Source organism: Pandoraea aquatica, from assembly GCF_902459565.1.
GTDB classification, from domain to species: Bacteria; Pseudomonadota; Gammaproteobacteria; order Burkholderiales; family Burkholderiaceae; genus Pandoraea; species Pandoraea aquatica.
On record NZ_CABPSN010000006.1, the window covers coordinates 117,778 to 137,560 of the forward strand.

16 protein-coding genes are annotated in these 19,783 nt (G+C 64.8%); 6 read left to right on the forward strand and 10 right to left on the reverse strand.

The genetic code is table 11. The annotated features are described in order from the left end of the window. Window positions 1–70 precede the first annotated feature (70 nt). Entirely contained in the window at window positions 71–1,396 is a 1,326-nt protein-coding gene (locus tag PAQ31011_RS19465; protein WP_246179671.1) for a citrate synthase, read from the reverse strand. Window positions 1,397–1,598: 202 nt separating this feature from the next. On the opposite strand from PAQ31011_RS19465, the gene PAQ31011_RS19470 reads away from it, so the two are divergent. The 3 genes from PAQ31011_RS19470 (at window position 1,599) to PAQ31011_RS19480 (ending at window position 4,837) form a co-directional block, all read left to right on the forward strand. After that, window positions 1,599–2,963 (forward strand): MFS transporter, encoded by a 1,365-nt coding sequence (locus tag PAQ31011_RS19470; RefSeq protein WP_150577375.1) that lies wholly within the window; start codon window positions 1,599–1,601, stop codon window positions 2,961–2,963. Between the two features lie 63 nt (window positions 2,964–3,026). Further along, window positions 3,027–4,016 (forward strand): substrate-binding domain-containing protein, encoded by a 990-nt coding sequence (locus PAQ31011_RS19475; RefSeq protein ID WP_150577376.1) that lies wholly within the window; start codon window positions 3,027–3,029, stop codon window positions 4,014–4,016. A 59-nt stretch (window positions 4,017–4,075) separates the two neighbouring features. Beyond that, window positions 4,076–4,837 carry a class II aldolase/adducin family protein gene (locus tag PAQ31011_RS19480; protein WP_150577377.1) on the forward strand — a complete coding sequence of 254 codons (762 nt, stop codon included), beginning with the start codon at window positions 4,076–4,078 and terminating at the stop codon, window positions 4,835–4,837. Here PAQ31011_RS19480 and PAQ31011_RS19485 read toward each other — a convergent pair. Continuing rightward, window positions 4,810–5,802, reverse strand: coding sequence for a cupin domain-containing protein (locus PAQ31011_RS19485; RefSeq protein WP_150577378.1), 993 nt, complete (start codon window positions 5,800–5,802; stop codon window positions 4,810–4,812). The two genes, PAQ31011_RS19480 and PAQ31011_RS19485, sit on opposite strands and share 28 nt — an antisense overlap. A 144-nt stretch (window positions 5,803–5,946) precedes the next feature. Here PAQ31011_RS19485 and PAQ31011_RS19490 point away from each other — a divergent pair, with 144 nt between their 5' ends. Then, window positions 5,947–6,483: a carboxymuconolactone decarboxylase family protein gene (locus tag PAQ31011_RS19490; RefSeq protein WP_150577379.1), complete on the forward strand. Its 537-nt coding sequence runs from the start codon at window positions 5,947–5,949 to the stop codon at window positions 6,481–6,483. A gap of 101 nt (window positions 6,484–6,584) precedes the next feature. On the opposite strand, the gene PAQ31011_RS19495 is transcribed toward PAQ31011_RS19490, so the two are convergent. The 3 genes from PAQ31011_RS19495 to PAQ31011_RS19505 are packed head-to-tail and all read right to left on the reverse strand — an operon-like array spanning window position 6,585 to window position 12,539. Continuing rightward, window positions 6,585–8,033, reverse strand: a complete 1,449-nt coding sequence (locus PAQ31011_RS19495) for a short-chain fatty acid transporter (RefSeq protein ID WP_150577380.1) — start codon at window positions 8,031–8,033, stop codon at window positions 6,585–6,587. Window positions 8,034–8,075: 42 nt separating this feature from the next. Further along, a complete protein-coding gene (gene lhpI, locus PAQ31011_RS19500; protein ID WP_150577381.1) occupies window positions 8,076–9,020 on the reverse strand; it encodes a bifunctional Delta(1)-pyrroline-2-carboxylate/Delta(1)-piperideine-2-carboxylate reductase in 945 nt (314 codons plus the stop codon). 57 nt (window positions 9,021–9,077) lie between these two features. Beyond that, window positions 9,078–12,539 (reverse strand): molybdopterin-dependent oxidoreductase, encoded by a 3,462-nt coding sequence (locus tag PAQ31011_RS19505; RefSeq protein ID WP_150577382.1) that lies wholly within the window; start codon window positions 12,537–12,539, stop codon window positions 9,078–9,080. A gap of 99 nt (window positions 12,540–12,638) precedes the next feature. On the opposite strand from PAQ31011_RS19505, the gene PAQ31011_RS19510 reads away from it, so the two are divergent. After that, entirely contained in the window at window positions 12,639–13,565 is a 927-nt protein-coding gene (locus PAQ31011_RS19510) for a LysR family transcriptional regulator (RefSeq protein ID WP_150577383.1), read from the forward strand. Between the two features lie 30 nt (window positions 13,566–13,595). On the opposite strand, the gene pdxA is transcribed toward PAQ31011_RS19510, so the two are convergent. From pdxA to PAQ31011_RS19525, 3 genes are all read right to left on the reverse strand, one after another. Further along, window positions 13,596–14,597 (reverse strand): 4-hydroxythreonine-4-phosphate dehydrogenase PdxA, encoded by a 1,002-nt coding sequence (pdxA, locus tag PAQ31011_RS19515; protein WP_150577511.1) that lies wholly within the window; start codon window positions 14,595–14,597, stop codon window positions 13,596–13,598. A 99-nt stretch (window positions 14,598–14,696) separates the two neighbouring features. Next, a complete protein-coding gene (locus tag PAQ31011_RS19520; RefSeq protein ID WP_150577384.1) occupies window positions 14,697–15,968 on the reverse strand; it encodes a four-carbon acid sugar kinase family protein in 1,272 nt (423 codons plus the stop codon). Next, window positions 15,965–16,963 carry a 2-keto-3-deoxygluconate permease gene (locus tag PAQ31011_RS19525; RefSeq protein ID WP_150577385.1) on the reverse strand — a complete coding sequence of 333 codons (999 nt, stop codon included), beginning with the start codon at window positions 16,961–16,963 and terminating at the stop codon, window positions 15,965–15,967. Before PAQ31011_RS19525 ends, PAQ31011_RS19520 begins: the two co-directional genes overlap by 4 nt. Before the next feature lie 376 nt (window positions 16,964–17,339). Between PAQ31011_RS19525 and PAQ31011_RS19530 the strand changes: the two genes are divergently transcribed. Continuing rightward, a complete protein-coding gene (locus tag PAQ31011_RS19530; protein ID WP_150577386.1) occupies window positions 17,340–18,107 on the forward strand; it encodes a DeoR/GlpR family DNA-binding transcription regulator in 768 nt (255 codons plus the stop codon). Window positions 18,108–18,161: 54 nt separating this feature from the next. Here PAQ31011_RS19530 and PAQ31011_RS19535 read toward each other — a convergent pair whose 3' ends face one another. Then, window positions 18,162–18,617, reverse strand: a complete 456-nt coding sequence (locus PAQ31011_RS19535) for an MEKHLA domain-containing protein (RefSeq protein WP_174990212.1) — start codon at window positions 18,615–18,617, stop codon at window positions 18,162–18,164. A gap of 129 nt (window positions 18,618–18,746) precedes the next feature. After that, complete coding sequence (argC, locus tag PAQ31011_RS19540; RefSeq protein ID WP_150577388.1) at window positions 18,747–19,673, reverse strand: N-acetyl-gamma-glutamyl-phosphate reductase; 927 nt, start codon at window positions 19,671–19,673, stop codon at window positions 18,747–18,749. Between the last annotated feature and the right edge of the window lie 110 nt (window positions 19,674–19,783).

Below are 19,783 nucleotides of genomic sequence, written 5' to 3' on the forward strand. Positions count from 1 at the left end.
CATCCTCAATCCGTCTCTATGCGAAACCGTCTGACATCCATGCGCTGCGAAGTCCGACAGACGGCGTCGATCACCGGGTGGCGGGCGGGTCGAACGACTCGAAGGTTTCGGCCGTCACCGGCCCACCAAAGCCGTACTTCGCGCGCGGTCGCAGCATGAACGCCTGCGTGCGTTGCTCCATGACGTGCGCCACCCAGCCCGCCGAGCGGCCGATGATCCACATCGCCGTTGACGTGCCGTCGGGCAGTCCCAGCGCACGCGCGAGTGCAACCAGTCCCGTCGCAAGGCCCGCATGCGCGTTCACTTCGGTGCGCATGCGTTCGAGAAAGTCGAGCGTCAGACGCGTGTTGTTGCGCAACGTGTCGTCGATGGTGGCGTCGTCCGTCTCGCGCATCAACTCGCCCGCCATCTGCATCATCAGATCGGCACGCGCATCGCCACCGGGATACAGCGGATGATTGAAGCCGAGCAGACTCGCGCCGTATTCGCGCACCCGGCCGATGCGCGAATCGAGCGCATCGAACGGCTCGCACAGCAGCAGCGTCTCGATCTTTTCGGTGCTGGTGCCGGTGGTGAAGCCGATATGTGAGCCGATGGCCGCCGCGACGCAACCAAACAGGTCCGCATTAGTAGACGCCGCCACGCGCGCCGAAAACGTCGCCGGTGCGAGTTCGTTGTCGGCCAGCACCACCAGTGCGGCGTTCATCGCGCGCACTCGTGCAGGTGTCACCGCACTGCCCGCTGCACGTAGCACGTGCGCCGCAACACTCTCTCCGCGCTCACGCGCAACGAAGCGCTGGGTAGGCCCGAGAAAACCCACACAGCCGACCATGCAATGCAGCATCGCGCGGGCCGCCTGCACGGCGGTGCCGTCGGCCAGCTCGCGTGCGCCGCGCCCATGCATGGCGAGCGCGAACGGCACCATGCCGAGCAGATTGCCAATGTCGGCGCTCGCCACTTCCCCGTCGTACGTCGACAGAAAGCGCAACACGTCGGACGGCGTTTCCTGCATCGGCCATTCGGCAATGCTGTCCTGCCAGATCCCCGTCATCAGCAAATGCACCACCGACTCGAACGACGCCCCGCCGCTCGCCAGATCGATTGCCAACCGGTTGCGATAACGCGGGCCGTGCGGCGTGATCTGGGTGATCGCCGAATGCAGCACAGGATCGCCGAAGCGCATGGTGGATTCGGCCACCGCGCCGGTCGGTGCGCGCCCGCGTTTGCGCGTGGCCAGACGCTCGACGTCGCGACGCAGATACAGGCTCTTGCGACCGTCTTCATGCGGACGCGCCCGGATCAACCCCCGGCTCACATAAGCGTACAGGGTGGCCGGTTTGATATCGAGCAGCGCCAGGACTTCTTCGCGCGTCATCAGGTCGGTTTGCTGCGTCATCGGTGTCTGCGGCTCCTTCGGTCGCGCTGCGTCGCCCGGTGGCAACGCGTTTGCGGCTCATCATGCCACATTCATATTGACTTTAAAAATCAATATTGATAAACAAAAAATCGCTCAGTAAAGTCGTCTCCGGAACACAGACAAAGACACTGCGAACCGGCGCTCGCCGGTATTCGACAGGTCGCCCATCCGGAGACAACGCATGGCCCATGACCTTCCGCCGCGACCCACTGAGCGCATCGACGTTCGCGAAGCGCTGCAATCCGCCCCGCTAGGGGCCTTTCACTATCGGCTCGCGACGCTGCTGGCGCTGATCCTGCTGTTCGACGGCTTCGATCTCTACAACGCCGCCTACATCGTTCACGACGTCACCAAGCTATGGCTGCTGTCGCCGAGCCAGATCGGCGTGCTGCTCTCGTGCGGGCTGGCAGGCTTCGCCGCCGGCTCCGCCGTCTCGGGACCGTTCAGCGACCGCATCGGACGTCGCCGTGTGCTGCTCACCGGCATCTGGCTGTCCGGTGTGATGAGTCTCGCCATCGCGCTCTTTGCCCACGACCTGCGCACGTTCATCGCCCTGCGTTTCGTGATGGGGATCTCGCTGGGCTTGCTGATGCCGGTAGCCGTCACGTACATCAACGAAATTGCGCCGAAACGCAGCGCGAACGTCTTCACCATCGTGTTCTTCTCGTGCGGCTGGATCGGTGGTGCAACGGCGTCCGGCTTCATCGCGGCGTGGCTGATTCCGCAGTACGGCTGGCAGAGCATGTACTACGTCGGTGCGCTGTCGGTCGTGCTGGCGCTCGCGCTGCAATTCGTGCTGCCCGAGTCGGTGTCGTTCCTCGCGAGTCGCGGCCGTCAGGATGAAGTCCGCTCGCAGTTGAGCCGCCTGTGGCCCGCTCGCGCCGCCGAGTTCGCGACGGCGACGTTCACGTCCCCCGATGCCGGTGTGAAAGCCGGCTCGGTCGCGGCGCTCTTCTCGCCCGAATTCCGCCGTCAGACGATCTGCCTCTGGTCGATGGGCGCCCTGTCGCTGTTCTCGTCGTACGGCCTGTCCGGGTGGCTGCCGACGATCATGCTCAAGCGCGGCGAGAACCTCTCGACGAGCTTCGCCTACGGATCGCTGCTGGTCTTCGCGTCGGCATTCGGCAGCCTGCTCACGGGCGTGGTCGCGGACCGCATCGGCAATCGCCGTCTCGCCATGTCGCTTGCTTGGCTGTGTGGTGCTGCGGCCATCGGCGTGCTCGCGACGATCACCGGCGGCTCGGTAACGTTCGTGGGCATCGTGGTGGCGGGCATGTTCGTCATCGGCACGCAGACGGTGCTCAACAACCTCGTGGCGGTGAGCTATCCGACCGAGATTCGCAGCACCGGCGTCGGGCTGTATCTCGGCATCGCTCGCGTCGGAGCCATGTGCGGACCGGCCATCGCCGGCGTGCTGCAACAGGCGACGGGCGGCGCAGGCACGATGTTCTTCGTGCTCGGCGCAGCGCTCGTGACCGCTGCCGCACTCGTGTTCCTCGTCGCTCGCCCCGAAAACCTGCCGAAAGCGCCGGCCTTCGGCCACTGACGTCTCTTCCTTTCGTATCGCGGGCAGTGTCTTTTCGATGACACGCCCGCTTCGGAACCCCTCATGTCCAGACTCTCGCTTTCCCTCGCCATCAACGACTACGACCACGTGCGCGATCTGCTCGACGGTCGCATCGCCGTCACCGGCATCGATCTCGTGCCCTCAGTGCTACCGGTGGAAGAGATCTTCTATCGCACGACGCATTTTCAGGAGTGGGACCTCTCGGAAATGTCGCTCGCGAAGTACGCGTCGCTGCGCTCGCAGGGCGACGACCGGCTGATCGGCCTGCCGGTGTTTCCGTCGCGCGTCTTTCGCTTGTCGTCGCTTTACGTGAAGGCAGACGGCGGCGTGGCATCTCCCGGCGACTTGCGCGGCAAGCGCATCGGTGTGCCCGAGTGGGCGCAGACCGCGTCGGTCTACTCACGCGGCTGGCTCGCCCACGATCAGGGCGTCGCGCTCACGGACGTCGAGTGGGTGCAGGGTGGCGTGAATCAGGCGGGACGCCGCGAGAAAGTCGCCGTGCGCGTGCCGGAAGGCGTGCGCTATCGCCCGTCGCCCGACAAGTCGCTCACCGCCATGCTGCTCGACGGCGAGATCGACGCCATTCTCAGCGCACGTCCGCCGGCACCACCCGCCGGTCGCGAGCACGAGGTCGTGCGTCTGCTGCCGGACTTCGAGACCGCGGAACGCGCCTATTTCGAGCGCAGCGGCATCTTCCCGATCATGCATCTGGTCGTCATGCGACGCGATGTCTTCACCGCGAATCGCTGGATCGCCAACAACCTCATCAAAGCGTTCACACAGGCGAAGGACGCGAGCATCGCCCGTCTCGAAGACATCACCTGCTCGCACTTCCCGCTGCCCTGGATGAGTCAGCGTGCGGCCGAAGCCAGGGCGATGTTCGGGGGCGATCCGTGGCCGTACGGCGTCGCGCCCAACCGCGTCACGCTCGACGCCTTCCTGCGTTTCGCCTTCGAACAAGGGGTCTGCCATCGCCCGATGCAGGCCGACGATCTGTTTCCTCCCGAGGTGAGCGCCGCCGTGCGGGTGTGATGTCCGCCCGGCCCGTCGCGTCACCGTCCGACCATCGATACTCATTGCACAACACCACTATGCAAGCCACCACTCCCTACACACCGGCGATCACCGACCACGACGCCGCTTCCATCGCGCAACTGCGCGAGGACCTCGCCGCCGCCAACCACATCCTCGCGCATCATGAAGTGCTCGACGGCTTCGGGCACGTGAGCGTGCGCGACCCGCGCAACGCAGCGCACTTTCTGATCGCCCAATCGATGGCCCCCGAACTGGTCACGCCGGATGACATTCTCACGCTCGACCTCGATTGCCAGCCGGTCGACGGCGACACGCGCAAGCGGTATCTGGAGACGTGGATTCACAGCGAGATCTATCGCGCACGTCCGGACGTCAAGGCCATCGTTCACAGCCATTCGCCATCGGTGATTCCGTTCGCTGCGTCGTCGGTGCGGCTGCGTCCTGTCTATCACATGGCCGGGTTTCTCGGCAGCGGCGCACCGGTGTTCGACATCCGTCATTGCTTCGGCTGCACGGACATGCTCGTGCGCAACGGCGAACAAGGCAAAGCGCTCGCCGACACGCTGGGTAACGCGGACGTCGCGCTCATGCGCGGTCATGGCTTCGTGGCGACCGCCCCGACCTTACCCGCCGCCGTTTATCGCGCGATCTACACCGAATTGAACGCCGGTATGCAATCGAGCGCCATCGCGCTCGGCGGCGAGGTGACGTATCTCGACGAAGAGGAAGGCCGACGCTCGACGGAAACGAATCTCGGTGTGATGGAGCGTCCGTGGACGTTGTGGAAACGTCAGGCTGCGGCCTTGCGCGGTGACTGATCGCTCTGATCTGCCTGCCGTGCCCGCGTACGCCATTGCGCGGGCGTCACGCCGACGACCTTTTTGAATGTGCGCTGAAACGCGGCGTCGGACTGATAGCCGACCGACTCGCCGATGTCCGCGACCGACGCCGTCGTATTGGCGAGCTTTCGGCCCGCGATGGCCATGCGGATCTCGGCGAGGAAGTCGTGTGCCGAACACCCTGCGGCCTCGTCGAAACGTCGGGAAAACGTGGCGCGCGACATATGACACAGCGCCGCCAGATCGGGTAACGACCACGTTCGCTCCGGCGCATCGAACATCGCGGCGAGCGCGGGTTGCAAACGCGGCTCGCGAGCGAGCGCCAGCAGCCCTCGCGGAGAACTATCCCCCTCGCTCGCCGCGCGCAGCGTCATTGCGAACAACGCGCCGGAGAGATTGCCGACGAGCGCTTCGCATCCCGGCTCCTGCGCCATCGTCTCGTCCCGCATGAGGGCGATCAGGCGCGCCAGCCGATCCCCGATGCTGCCGGGCGCAGGGGCTTCATCCCCGTTCGCCCCCTGACGTCCGCCACGCACGACCATGCGCGCGGGCAAATACGTCTGAAGCAAGCCATAAGGCACCGCGCCGAAGAAGAAGCGGCCGCACAGCACATCGGCGGCATCGGCCGCGTCGTCGTTGCCCTGCCGCACGATGGTGAAGCCCGCGCCCGGCTCGAAGCGCGGCGGCTCAGTCGGTCCACCCTCCCCCTCGCTCAGCGAATGGGCATCCCCGGTCGGAAACATGACGATGTCGCCCGCCGTCATGACGACCGGCGGCGCGTCGCCGGACGCAACCGTCGCAGTCCCGCTCAACAACAGGTGCCAGACGATCTGACTGTCGGCCGAGCGCGCCTCGTCAATTCGCCAGGGCGCGCCGAAGTGGCAACGGAAATCGAGCTGCCCGGTCACGGGAATCAGCGTCAGCAGACGATCCAGCAAATTCATACGACCTCGGCCACAAAGCCAAATTGAGACGATTGAGCATGATACCGACAAAATCAGGCATTAAAGATATCACCGATCCTCCCTAAGATGTGATCCATGCCGTCGCCACTGTGACGCGGTATCTCAAACCCTAAGGAGCAAGTCATGAGCCGTATCTCTGCCATCTCGCCGCAAGACGCCGCCGGTCAAACCGCCGAACTGTTCGCCAAGATCAAGGCGAGCGCAGGCAAGGTGCCGAACCTGTACGCCACCATCGGCGCTCATGCCCCGGACGTGCTCGCCAGCGTCCTCGCGCTCGACGCCGTTATCGGCAAGACGAGCCTCGCGAAGAAAGACATCGAGACGATCCGTCTCGTCGTGAGCGAAGTCGGCGGTTGCGACTACTGCGTGGCAGCGCACACGCTGATCGGCAAGATGTCGGGACTCGCACCGGAAGCCATGCGTGCCGTGCGTGCGGGTGTCGTCTCGGGCGACGACCATCGCGACGCGCTCGCTCACTTCGTGCGCAATCTGGTCACCACCAACGGCACCATCGACAAGAACGAATACCAGCGCATTCGCGACGCCGGCTTCACGGAGCGGCAGGTCATCGAAATCGCGCTGGTGATGTCGGGCATCACGTTCACGAATCTGGTCAACCGCATCAACGACACGGACCTCGACTTCCCGCGCGCCGACTGATGCGTGACGGCTTGTCACGGACGATGAAAAGACGAAGCGCCTCCCGGAATTCCCGGGAGGCGCTTTTGTGCTTAAACGTGTGAGCGTGTGAGCGCTAATCGTTACGGCATGACCGGCGGGTGATACGTCAGCGTTTGCGCCAGCAACCAGAGCATCACGATGACCACCGGGAAGTGCACGAGCAATTGCGTGAACGTGTAGCCCACCACGTCGCGAGCGCGCAGGCCGAGCACGCCCAGCAGCGGCAGCATCCAGAACGGGTTGATCAGGTTCGGCAGCGCCTCGGCCGCGTTATACACCGTCACCGCCCAGCCCAGGTGGACGTGCAGATCGTTAGCGGCTTGCATGACATACGGCGCTTCGATGATCCACTTGCCGCCGCCCGACGGCACGAAGAAGCCCAGCACGGCCGAGTACACGCCCATCACGCCCGGGAACGACTCCTGCGACGAGATCGCCACGAAGAAGCTCGAGAGATGATGCGAGAGCGTCTGGCCATCCAGCCCCGGTGCCTTCGTCAGCAGGTAAGCGATGCCACCGTACAGCGGGAACTGAATCAGCACGCCCGCCACCGACGGCACCGACTTGGCGATGGCGTCGAGGAAACGGCGCGGACGCCAGTTCAGCAACATCCCCAGCATCAGGAACAGAAAGTTGTACGTGTTCAGGTTCGAGATGGCGAGCAGCGGGTCTTTGGTCGTGAACTCATGCCCGATCCACAACGCGCCGAGCGCCACGATCAGCACCGTCACGAGCGGGCTGTATTCGAGCCAGTCGCCGGGACGCTGCGGACGCACGTACGGCTTCGACGCATCGTCGAGCGACACGCCGAGATCGGCAGCCACCTTCGCACGTTCGTCGCGCGGCGCGGAGTAGTACGCAAGGATCACCGAGACGACCGTCAGCACGGCGGCAATCGCCATCGACTGCGGCAAGAAAATCGTGTCCGAGAACGGAATGACGCCGGTGATCTCGATGAGCGCCTTGGGCAGGCTCGCCGGGTTCGCCTGCAACTGCGCGGCCGACGAACTCAAACCCAGCGCCCACGTCGCGCCCATGCCCAGATATGCCGCAGCGCCGCCCGCGCGGTAATCCATGCGGATGTTGTCGCGTCGCGCAATCGCACGCACCAACAGACCGCTGAACACGAGGCTGATGGCCCAGTTGAACAAGGAGAGCACGATACTCACGAACGCCACATACGCGACAGCGCTGCGACCGCTGCGCGGCACGGCGGCCATCTTGCGGATCAGCACGGCCGCCGGCGGCGAGACCGCCACCACATAGCCCGAGATGGCGACGATGGCCATCTGCATCGTGAACGGGATCAGGCTCCAGAAGCCGTCGCCGAACGCGACACCGACCTTGACGGCCGGCACCCCGATAGCAAGCGCCCCGCCCGCACACACGATCACGGCGAGTGCGGCAAACAGATAGGCGTCAGGAAACCAGCGCTCGGACCAGCGTGTGACCGATGCCGCCAGACGTTCGAGGAGCCCGCCGTCGTGCGGCGCCTCCGTCGTGCTCGATAGTGAAGTTCCCGGTTTCATTTCCTGCGTTCCCCTTGCTTGATGTGGCTTGAATTGGATGGGTCAGGTGCCCTGCGTCGCTCGCCAGACCAACATGGCGGCAGCAAGGTCTTCTAGTGCGGTGCCCACGGCCTTGAACACCGTGCGCTCGTCTTGCGTGCTGCGGTGGATGCGTCCCTCGCGACACAGGTCGGCCAGCGTGCCGCGCACGTCGTCTTTCGTGAAAACGCCGCGCGACATCGGTCCGAGCAGCTCGCCGGACTTCGCCAGCGCTTCCTCCGTGTCGACGAACAACGTCGCACCGGCAAAGCAGGCGTCGTCCGCTTCGCGCATCTGCGGCGTGAAGCTGCCGATCAGATCCAGATGCACGCCCGGCTTGAGCCATTCGGCCTGCACGACCGGCTCGGTCGCGAGCGTGGCGCAGGTCACGACGTCGGCGTCCGCCACGGCGTCTTTGGCCGTCGCGCTCACCTGCGCCTCGAAGCCCTGCTCTCGCAGACCGTCGACCACACGGGCAGCCGCATTCGCATCACGGTCCCACACGCTCACGTGTGTAATCGGGCGCACCGTGCGATGCGCAGGCGGCACCAGCGAGCCAACGCGGCCCGCGCCCAGCAGCGCGAGATGCGACGCGTCTTCGCGTGCCAGGTAGGCCGCCCCCAGCGCCGAAGCCGCCGCCGTGCGGCGTGACGTGATCTCGTTGCCATCCATCTGCGCGAGCGGCACGCCAGTCGCAGCGTCGTACAGCAAATACGTCGAATGCAGTCCGGGGACGCTGCGCTGAGCGTTCGCGGGTGCAATGTTGACCGTCTTGATGCCGAGGAACCCGCCCGGCTGCCACGCGGGCATGATCAGCACGGTCACCGATGCGCCCGTCGCCGGATCGGGGATCACGTGCGTATGGCGCAGCGGCACTTCGCATCCTTCCACGAACATGGCGTTCAGCGCGTCGAGCAGCGGGCCAAACGCGAGAGCGTTGCGGGTGGCGGCGGCGTCGATGATTTGCATGGGTTGCGTCCTCTTCAGAATTGGGGGGATGAAATTCGGATAAGTCTTGGGTCGATCTCAAGCATCGATCACGACGGCTTCGCGCGGTATGGCCTGACACGCCAGACACATGCCCGGCTCGTCGAGCGCCACATCGCCCATGTGATCGACCTCGCCTTCCAGCACGCGCACGGCGCAGCTTTCGCACTGTCCGACGCGACACCCGCTTGGCAGCGAGAGACCCAGCGACTCGGCGAAAGACAGCAAGCTGCCGTGCGAGGGCGTCCACACCGCCTGACGGCCCGAGCGGGCGAAGGTGACAGGCCACGCCGCGTCGGCATCCACGCGCGGCGCGGCCGGTGAGCGGAAAGCTTCCTTGAACATGTCGAACGCCGGAACACCACGCGCGGCCAGCCCGCCCATCACGGCCACCATCATCGGCTCAGGACCGCAGAGATAAACGCGCGCGCGACGCGCGATCAGGTCGTCGGACACCACAGCCGCCGACAGCCGTTCGGCCGACGCGTAGTCACGGCCGAACACATCGACGTCGCGCGGTGCGTCGTAGTAGTTGACGATATGCACGTCGGGCACCCGCTGCGCCAGCGCCGCCAGACGATCGCGAAACGCGTGCGTCGCGCCATTGCGGTTGGCGTAGTGCAGCCAGACTTCCGGCGTCTGCGTCAGTCCGCGCGCCCGTTGTTCGGCCAGCGATTCCAGATAGCAGAGGAACGGTGTGATGCCGATACCGCCAGCGAAGCAGATCACCGGCTGACGGCTTTGCAGCGGCATGACGAAGCGTCCCGACGGTGCGCCGAGTTCGATCACGTCGCCCACGCGCGCGCCGGTGTTCAGCCAACTGGACACGACGCCCGCAAACGGTTCGCCGTTGGCGGTGCGCCCTTGTTGATGTCGCACGGCGATCCGATAGCCACGTCTCGCAGACTCATTGGCGGGGCCGGTCAGCGAGTAAGCCCGTGTGACCGGCTTCGCATGACCGGGGATCGGCACGCGCACAGTGACGTGCTGACCGGCGAGATAGTCCGGCAGGCCCACGTCGTCCAGCGGTTCGAACGCGATGGCGCACACGCCGTCGGCGGCGGCGTCGAGTTCGCTGATGCGAAAGCGCGCAAGTCCGTCCCACGGGCGACGCGCGGGATCGCTGGCCGGGTCACGCTCAACATCGCAGCGGAACGAGCGCAACGGCGACGAACCGCTGATCGGATCGATGTCCTGCGTCGTCACCAGTGCGTTGTAGTTGCTCGACTGCTCGCCCGTCATGGTGAAGCCGCGACGTCCGACGCTGTCGCACGCCTGCCACCAACCGTATTCGGCGAGCAGCACATCCACACCGACACCCGCGTCGAACGCCACGCGAAAACGCGCAACACCGGCAGGCGTCGTCACGCGCACCCAGTCGCCCTCGGCGATCTGCTTGCGTTCGGCCAGCGCGGGATGCAGATGCACCAGCGGGTCCGGCGCGCGCATGCGCAGACTGGCCAATCCGCGATGCTGGCTATGGCAGTAGTAACCGTTCTTCGTCGAGCCGAGCACCAGCGGGAAACGACGCGCTTCGTCGTCGGTGAATGCATGCGAAGCGACGTGCACCGGCACCGGCGGATAGCCGTGACGCAGCAGACGCTCGGAGTACAGTTCGACGCGTCGCGTCTCGGTCGCGAAGCCGCGCACGCCACCGGATTCGCCGCGCGCGTACTTCCGGTCGTACTGCGGCTGCGGACGTGAAATGCCCTCGGGATGCGCGCGCAGCGTCTGCACATCCAGCCCCGTCGGCGCGAGTTGATAATTCCACCCCGCTTCCAGGCTGCCACCGAAAAACGCGTCGCCCATGCCCAGCCGCACGGCGAGGTCGAACACAATGTCGTTGTCGCTGCGGGACTCGCCGCGCGGCGACACCATGCGCTGACGCAACTGAATCAGCGCGTCCGCCTGATCGTCGATCTCGAAGCCGGGACGCAGGCCTTCGCGCTCCCACGGCGTATTCACCGGCAGCACGATGTCGGCGTAGCGCGACGACGGCGTTTCGAACAAGTCGCAATGGACATGGAATTCGAGCGCTTCGAGCGCGGCACACGCCATCTCGTAATCGGCCTGCGACGCCAGCACATTGGTGCCGAAGCAGAACAACGCGCGCACGCGATACGGCTCGCCTTCGAGGATCGCGCGATAGGTGTCGCGCGCCGTCACCCAGCCACGTGCAGGCGGCCCCAGCGGACGCTCGTCGATGCCCAATGCTTTCGCCTGTTGCTCCGGGCTCAGCAGCTCGTGTTGTGCCACCGCGTTCACCGGCTGACGCGTCATCACCCGGTTGCCGCCACGGCGGTCGAAGCTGCCGGTGAGTGCATACAGCACGGCAACGGCGCGCTCGATCTGCGTGGCGTTCGCGTGCTGGGCGACGCCCGACCACGCGTGATACGCGACGCGTTGCGTGCCGTCGAAAAGTGCAGCGGCCGCGTCGAGTTGTTCGGGCGACACACCGCACAGTTCGCTGACGGTTGCCGGGTCGTAAGGGGCCAGGCCTTCGCACAGCAGATCGAACGCCGGGCGGCAGACGATGCGCGCACCGTCGCGGCCATCGACGGTGAATTCGCCGCGCAGGGCCGCGCGATTGGCGGCGTCGCGCGTCAGCGCATGGGTTGTGTCGTAGCCCTGCGGCGCGGCAGCCGCATCATCCCAGATGACGAAGGCGTCCGGTGAAGCGTTCGCTGCAAACGTCGCCAAATCCTGCGCACGCAGAAAGTGCCCGTTGTCGTTGCGCACGAGCAAGGGGGCGTTGGTCCAGCGGCGTACGAAGGTCTCGTCGAACCGGTTGTCGTCGATCAGGCGACGAGCGAGGCCCAGTGCCAGCGCCGCGTCCGTGCCGGGACGCACCGGCAGCCACGCATCCGCCGCAGCGGCGAGCGGCGTTTTGCGCGGATCGACGACGAGCAAACGCGCACCGCGTGTGCGGCCGCGCCCGATGGCGTTCGCCTGACTCAACCACGTGCTCGTCGGGTTATGCCCCCAGAGCATGATGACGTCCGCTTGCGAATAGTCGGCGGTCGGCATGCCGCAGCCGAACGTGAACGCGTGCGCGAAGTCCTTGTGCCAGTTGCAGATTTCCGTCGCGTAGACGGTGTTGGGGCTGCCGAAGACCCGGATGAAGCGCTCGATCCAGTCGATGCTGTCCGAGAGCGGCGTGCCGCTCGGTGTGGTGACGCCGAAGGCAACGGAATGCGCCCCGCTCTCGCGACGGATGTCGCCCAGACGCGTGGCGATCTCGGTCAGCGCCTCATCCCACGAAATACGCTCCCAGCGCGGATCGTCGGCCCCTTTGGGCGCAGTACGGCGCAACGGCGTGGTGAGGCGGTCCGGGTGATGCACCAACTCCGGCGCAGCCTTGCCTTTGCGGCACATGGCCGCGCCGTTCGGGTGCGACGGATCGGGCTCGACCGCGATCAGCGCATCGTTTTCCACGCGATTGAGTGTGCCGCAGCGGGACCTGCAAAGCGTGCAGAACCCGGGCTTGACCTCCTGAACCATGTCCCGTGCATCTCTTATATGAAGCGATGTTCCGATGCTATACAGCGGGCAGTTTTATTACTAATATAAAAAATATAGTTTGCAATATTGATTTTTTAAATGAAACCAACCCTGCGTCAGATCGAGTATTTCGTGGCCGTCGCCGAGACCGGGCAAGTGATGCGGGCCGCCGAGCGGTGCAGCGCATCGCAGTCGTCGCTGACGATTGCCTTGCAGAATCTGGAGGTGATTGTCGGCACGCCGCTGTTCGTGCGGCACGCGAAGGGGCTGCGTCCGACGGAAGCGGGCGAACGGTTCCTGCGGCACGCCTATCGCATCCTCAACGCGACGGACGACGCCCTGCACGAAGCCCGCACGCTGCCCGACGACGCAGGCGGGCGGCTGCGGCTGGCCGTCACGGAGACGATTTCCGCTTATCTGCTGCCATCGGTGGCCAGCACGTTGTCCAAGCGTTTCCCCAACGTCGAACTCACATTGATCGAGGGCGACCGTCGCGAACTGGAAACGGCCGTGCTCGCGGGCGACGTCGATCTGGCCTTACTGTTGGTGTCCAACGTCGTCGCCGACGGTCTCGTCTCGCACACGTTGCTGCGCTCCACCCGACGGCTCTGGACGAACCCGGGGCATCCGCTGCTCGACAAGCCGACCGTCACGCTGGACGACGTGCGCGGGCAGCGCTTCCTGCTGCTCGATATGGACGAGCACGTGCAGACGGTCGAGCGCTACTGGCATGCAGCGCACGTCGAGCCGGTCGTGCATTTCCGCACGCGCTCGATCGAGTCGATTCGCAGCATGGTGGCGCAGGGGTATGGGGTGTCGATTCTGTCGGATCTCGTCTACCGGCCATGGTCGATCGATGGCGGACGGATTCTGCGACGGGATCTCGGCACGGGCGTGCCGTCGATGGATGTGGGACTCGTGTGGGCAGAGCAACGTCCGCCACAAGGACTGACCGAGCGTATCGTCGGCGCGCTACGTACGCTCATCCGCGAAATCAACGATCGCGGTCATATGGGGGTGGAGTGACGCGTTAGCGCCACCTCCCCCTTCGTCGCATCAGCCGCGACGCGTCGCCAGCTCAGCGCCCTGACGCAGCGCTTCGAGCAGGCTGCCTTCGTCGGCAATGCCCTTGCCTGCGATGTCGAACGCCGTGCCGTGATCGACCGACGTGCGCACCACTTGCAGACCGACGGTCACGTTCACGCCCGCCTCCAGACCCAGCACCTTGACCGGGCCGTGGCCCTGATCGTGGTACATGGCGACGACCAGATCGAAGTCGCCACGGCCGGCGCGGAAGAACAGCGTGTCGGCCGGCAGCGGCCCTTCGATGTCCCAACCGCGCTCGCGCAGCAGTTGCACCGCCGGCACGATCTTCTCTTCCTCTTCGCCGTAACCGAACAGCCCGTTCTCGCCTGCATGCGGGTTGATACCGCACACCGCGATGCGCGGGTTCGCGATGCCTGCCTTCACCAGCGTCGCATGACCGCGCTCGATCGTGCGCTGCACCAGCCCCGGCTCGATCTTGCGAATCGCGTCGATGATGCCGATGTGCGTCGTCACGTGAATCACGCGCAGTTGCGGCGCGACCAGCATCATCGACACTTCTTCCACGCCCGTCAGATGCGCCAGCATCTCGGTATGCCCCGGGAACTTGTGACCGCCCGCGTGCAGGGCTTCCTTGTTGAGCGGCGCGGTGCAGATCGCGTCGATTTCACCCGCTTCGGCCAGCTTCGCGGCATGCGCAATGTACTGATACGCCGCGTCGCCCGCAATCGCCGACAGCTCGCCGAACGGCAGGTCTTCCGGGATCAGATCGAGGTCGATGCACTCGATCACGCCGCGCGCGAAAGTCGCCTCACTGACCGTTTTGATACGGCGCACGGTGAGCGGCTGCTTCACGATGGCGATGGCTTGTTCCAGACGGCGCGCGTCGCCGATCACCACCGGGCGGCACTGCTGATAAACGCTCTCGTGCGCCAGACTCTTGACGATGATTTCAGGGCCAACGCCCGCCGCATCACCCATGGTGATGCCGATAACAGGGAGGTAAGGGTTCATGGCGTTTGCGTTCATATCCGTTTCGTTTGGGGGGTGCCCGGCGCACAGGCCGAGGCGATTTCCAGATGTTTCGTAGGCAGCTTGCGTCCAGGGCACGCGTCAACCGACGCTTGCGTCCGCCGCCGCGCGCAAATGACGATAGGCGCTGTGCAGCGCCGCTTCACCGCCGAATGCGCCAGCCTTCGTCACGATGTGCATGCGCACACCGTTGGCGGGACGTCCGACGGCCACGCCCGGTTCGACTTCCGACAGCAGTTCCAGCGCGCCGATATTCGCTGCGCTCAACATCGCACGGGCCGTTTCGCCGCCCGTGACGATCAGTCCCGACAACTTCGCGAAGTGCGGTGCGATCAGCGCCGCCAGTGCCGCCGAGAGTTGCGCGCCTTCGGCGGGATCGAACGCGTCGTCGCGTCCGATACGCACGAGCAGGTCGGTGCCTTCCTCGATGGCTTCGCCGATGCGTTCGCACCACACGGCGCTCTGCGGATGTGCAGCACCGGCACGCAATACGGCAGGCGGTACAACCCACTCCACGACGGCATTGTCTTCACACAGTCGCGCACATTGCTGGCGCGAGACCGCCGACAAGCTGCCGACGAGCGTCAACACGCGGCCGTTGCCGTTGTAGGTGTCAACATTGCTCACTGCGTCTGCCGACGGCGTTGCGCCTTCCGGCACTTCGAACAATTCCGGCAATTCGGCCAGTTCACGAGCGAGTCCGCCCGAACCGACCCAGAAGATTTCCGTGAGCGACGTGCTCGCGCGCGCAAGCATGGCGAGATCGTCATCGGTCTGCGCGTCGACGATCAACGCCGTCACGCCCACCGCGCGCGCCTGCGCGACGATGCCAGCCAACGCCGATGTCACTTGCACAAGTTCGGCGCGCAGCGTCTCGACGGACACCGTTTGCGTGACCATACCGGCCGCGCTCAGCATGGGCGCGAGACGCGCCTCCTGCCCTTCATGCTCCAGTTGCCATGTGTCCGTCTCGGCCAGCGGCACACCACGCACGAAGACTTCGCCGTTGCGCACGGTGCGTCCCGTCGCCGGAAACGCGGGCGCTACGACCGCAAGCCCCGCGAGCGGCTGCAAGGCCGCCACTTCGGCGACCCAGTTGCCACGCAACGTCGAATCGATTTTCTTGTACAGTCGACGGCCCGGTGCCGCCAGTCGCTGCCAGGCGGCGACCGCACGTGCGGCCGCTTCACCCGGTGCGAGACGCCGCGTATCGGTGTCGATGGCGACGACCTGTGCCGAAGCGTTGAAGCCTTCGACATCCAGCGACACCACACTGCGCCGTCCGGCATTGGTAAAGCCGATGGCACAGTCGGCAGCGCCGGACAGATCGTCGGCGACAATCAGAACACTCACTGCACCGCTCCCTTACCCGAGCTCGCTGCGTTTGCCGTGTTGCGCGCCATCGCCCGCTTGGCGACGGCGGCCGTCAGGATCGGCGAGACGATGGCGGTCACCACCACGCATGCAGCCACGAGCAGCGTCGCACTCTTGGCCGCTTCTTCATAGACGGGATTGGCGGCCGCGATCAGTGCAGGTACTGCCGCCGCATTCCCTGCCGTGTTGGCAGCGGCCGTACCGGCCACGCCCGTGCCGCCCGTCAGACGGTCGACGATGTACAGCGGAATGCCCGTCACGACGACGACGGCGAAACCGAGCAGGATACCCAGCAGGCCTGCTTGCCAGACCTTGTGCAGATCGAGGCCAGCACCCAGTGCCAGCGCGAAGAACGGAATCATGACGGGCACGGCACGGCCCAGGAAGTCGCGCATTTCGCGATCGAGGTTACCGAGCAGCATGCCCACGGCCAGCGGCAGAATGCTGCCGACCAGCGTCGGCCACGGGAACGCCGACAGACCGGCCACGCCCAGCGTGACCATCGTCAGGAACGGACCCGATTCGAGCGACATGATCGTGTACGCGCCCACGTCTTCCGAACGGCCGTACTGGCCCATCAGCGCCATGTACAGGCCACCGTTGGTGTCGTTCATCGCGGCGACCACGGCCAGCGTGGAGATGCCCGCGAACATGCCCGACGTCACCGGCGCTTCGCCCAGGAAGTGGCCCAGCACGATGCCCACGACAATAGCTGCGCCCACCTTGGCGGCGAACAGCGCGCCGCCCTTCTTGATGAGGTACGGCGTGGCCTTCACGTCGATGCTCGCGCCCATGCAGACATAGAACACCGCGAGAATCGGCAGCGCGCCGGTGAACAGCGCATTCGTGAACGAGCCGAAGAACTTCGGCATGCCCGGCATGAACGTGGCAATCAACGAGCCGATCAGCAGGGGGACAATCATCATCCCGCCCGGTACGCGTTCGATGCCGCGCTTGATACGAATTTGAGCCATTGTTGTCTCCCGACTGATATCGATATTGATTAATCGATCATTATTTTGATCGATTTGAGCAGACGGAAGTCTAATCGCTGCCAGAAAAATGTGCAAATTTTGTGACTAGGGGTTTATCCTCGGGTGAAATCGATCAAAACTGAGGCATCGAGATCGCCAAAATGATCGAATCGATCATTTTCAGAGGAAGGTGCGCCGAATGCTTCCCTCCCCCACCCGTTTGCCAGCGTCCCCACCGGTTTGCGGACGCCGCAAGCTACACTATGCGCGCCGCGCGGCGATCCCGCTGTCAGCCTTCAGTCCACGCTGATGCAGTCCTGACGGCATTGCGCTCGCCCGCGAGACTTCGTCATTCGTATCATTGAGCGATCCCTCCATGAAAGTTGCTAACCGCCGCGAGGCGATTTTCAAAGCTGTCCTGTCTGGCATGACCGATGTGGCTGCACTGTGTGCGCACTTCGGCATGTCGGAGGCGACGGTGCGGCGCGACCTGCGCGCACTCGCCGACGAGCGTCGCATCGTGCGCACATACGGGGGTGCCGCAGCGCCCGTGCGCATGCACGAGCCGGAAGAATCACTGGAATTGCGTCGTGAGAGTTTTCGCGAACAGAAAGACGCTATCGCGCGCGCTGCGGTCGCGCATGTCGCCGACGGCGACACGATCTTCCTCGATGGCGGCACAACGACCGAAGCGATGGCGCGTTTCCTCGCAGGACGCGAGCGCGTGCAGGTCGTCACGAACAATTTGCTCGCCGTCGGTGCGCTGGCCGCCAACAAGGTGCCGGTGACGCTCATCGGCGGCGACGTGCGTCCGTCGAGCATGAGCGTGCTCGGGCCACTGGCGCAGCTCGCGCTCTCGCGGGTCTCCGTTGACAAGGCGTTTCTCGGCGCGGATGGCGTCGTCGCCGGACGCGGACTGTGCGAAGCCTCGGCCGAGCAGGCGTGGCTCAAGGAATGCATCATCCGCCAGTCGGCGAGCGTCTATGTATTAGTGACAGCGAACAAACTCGACCGCGCGAGTCAGCAGCACTGGACGCCGCTGGAACGCGCATGGACGCTTGTCACCGACGCGCGCCCCAACGACGACGCGCTCGCCAGCTTCCACAAGCATCCGGAAATCGCCATCGAATCGGTGAACGGCTGAAGGGGTGACGCGAGACGTCGTTCACCTCACGTGCACCGCCCCCCCGCCGACAGATCACATATCGCGAGTGCGCGGAATGACGACGGCCTGTCCATGCAGCTTGCCGTCGTCGTCGATCAACTGCCACAGCGTGGCCTCTTCGATCATGAAACGCTCACCGGTCTTGGTGATGCGTACGCCCTTGTAGCCCGACTCGTAGCCCAGACGCTGAACGCGTTCGAGGAACTGCTGACGCTCCTCGCGGTTCGGCGCTTCGGCCGACAGTCGCGACGGCAGACGGGTGATTTCGTCCCAGTCGTAGCCAAAGCGGCGCTGCGCTATCTTGTTGCCGTACACGAACACCGGATCGGTGGCCGTATTGTGTGCGAGCACGGCAAACGGCGCGTGCTCGTAGAGCCATTCGACGGCGTCCTCTGAGGGGATGTCTTGCGGGACGAGCGGGCGGCCAAGCAGTCGTGCGTGGCTATCCGCCAGAAGTTGAAAAAACGCTGGATCGGAGTGAAGCGGCATCATCGGGGGGACTTCAACAACAAATTACGGGAGCCCTGACGATACAACATCCGCGCGATTTCCCGGGGGCAGGTCCCGGGCAAAACAACGGCGTCCGAAGACGCCGCTGGCTTGCCGCTGTCGCCTGTTTTACTGGGTAAGCATCAGATCCAGGTTCTGGATCGCCGCCCCCGACGCCCCCTTGCCGAGGTTGTCGAGCACCGCTGCAAGCAGGATCTGGCCGTTTTCCGGGTGCGCGAACACGCTCAGTTGCATGACGTTCGTGCCGTTCATCGCCTCCGGATCGAGCTGTTTCACAACGCCCGGCGCTTCCATCGGCATCACTTCGACGAATTTTTCATCGACGTAATGAGCCGACAAAGCGTCGTGCAACACGCGGCCGTCGACGCCAGGCCCCAACAAGCGCGCGTGAAGCGGAATCGTCAGCACGATGCCTTGCCGGTACGAACCGTACGACGGCAGGAACAGGGGACGGAACGCGAGGCCCGAGCGCTGTTCGATCTCCGGCGCGTGCTTGTGCGACAGCTCCAGCCCGTACACACGATGCGTCGAGCGCGGCGTTGCGTTCGGTCCCTCGTGCTCGTCGACGCCAGCCCGCCCACGACCGGAATACCCCGACACGGCATTGACGCTGATCGGATAGTCGCGCGGGATCAGTCCGGCATCGACCAGCGGCCGCAGCAGGCCCACCGCGCCCGTCGGATAGCAGCCGGGATTCGACACGCGTTTGGCGCTCGCCACACGCGCTGCCTGCCCTTTCGTCATTTCGGGAAATCCGTACACCCAGTCGGCATGCGTGCGATGCGCGGAACTCGCATCGATCACCCGTACGTGCGGATTGACGATGGATGCGGCGGCTTCGCGTGCCGCGGCGTCGGGCAGACAAAGAATGGCGATATCGCAGTGGTTGATCGCATCAGTGCGATGCTGCGGATCCTTGCGATGGGCGTCCGGCAACGTCAGCAGTTGAATATCGGTGCGTCCACGCAGTTGCTCGTGGATCTGCAATCCCGTGGTGCCCTGATCACCATCGATAAAAACAAGCGGAGAAGACATATCGGATACCCCATCAGTGGATCATGAACCTCGTCGAAGTGGTATCTTCTCGCCACGACCGAAATAAAAAAAGTTGAATTTCGTGAATCTGAAATTCTATTTTTCTGAAC

What these genes read in the sequence shown, in the direction of transcription:
- PAQ31011_RS19475 (WP_150577376.1), top strand. Translation starts at nt 3,027, where the DNA reads ATGTCCAGACTCTCGCTTTCCCTCGCCATCAACGACTACGACCACGTG.
- PAQ31011_RS19465 (WP_246179671.1), bottom strand. Translation starts at nt 1,396, where the DNA reads ATGACGCAGCAAACCGACCTGATGACGCGCGAAGAAGTCCTGGCGCTG.
- PAQ31011_RS19480 (WP_150577377.1), top strand. Translation starts at nt 4,076, where the DNA reads ATGCAAGCCACCACTCCCTACACACCGGCGATCACCGACCACGACGCC.
- pdxA (WP_150577511.1), bottom strand. Translation starts at nt 14,597, where the DNA reads ATGAACCCTTACCTCCCTGTTATCGGCATCACCATGGGTGATGCGGCG.
- lhpI (WP_150577381.1), bottom strand. Translation starts at nt 9,020, where the DNA reads ATGCAAATCATCGACGCCGCCGCCACCCGCAACGCTCTCGCGTTTGGC.
- PAQ31011_RS19490 (WP_150577379.1), top strand. Translation starts at nt 5,947, where the DNA reads ATGAGCCGTATCTCTGCCATCTCGCCGCAAGACGCCGCCGGTCAAACC.
- PAQ31011_RS19525 (WP_150577385.1), bottom strand. Translation starts at nt 16,963, where the DNA reads ATGGCTCAAATTCGTATCAAGCGCGGCATCGAACGCGTACCGGGCGGG.
- PAQ31011_RS19510 (WP_150577383.1), top strand. Translation starts at nt 12,639, where the DNA reads ATGAAACCAACCCTGCGTCAGATCGAGTATTTCGTGGCCGTCGCCGAG.
- PAQ31011_RS19485 (WP_150577378.1), bottom strand. Translation starts at nt 5,802, where the DNA reads ATGAATTTGCTGGATCGTCTGCTGACGCTGATTCCCGTGACCGGGCAG.
- PAQ31011_RS19505 (WP_150577382.1), bottom strand. Translation starts at nt 12,539, where the DNA reads ATGGTTCAGGAGGTCAAGCCCGGGTTCTGCACGCTTTGCAGGTCCCGC.
- PAQ31011_RS19470 (WP_150577375.1), top strand. Translation starts at nt 1,599, where the DNA reads ATGGCCCATGACCTTCCGCCGCGACCCACTGAGCGCATCGACGTTCGC.
- argC (WP_150577388.1), bottom strand. Translation starts at nt 19,673, where the DNA reads ATGTCTTCTCCGCTTGTTTTTATCGATGGTGATCAGGGCACCACGGGA.
- PAQ31011_RS19495 (WP_150577380.1), bottom strand. Translation starts at nt 8,033, where the DNA reads ATGAAACCGGGAACTTCACTATCGAGCACGACGGAGGCGCCGCACGAC.
- PAQ31011_RS19530 (WP_150577386.1), top strand. Translation starts at nt 17,340, where the DNA reads ATGAAAGTTGCTAACCGCCGCGAGGCGATTTTCAAAGCTGTCCTGTCT.
- PAQ31011_RS19535 (WP_174990212.1), bottom strand. Translation starts at nt 18,617, where the DNA reads ATGCCGCTTCACTCCGATCCAGCGTTTTTTCAACTTCTGGCGGATAGC.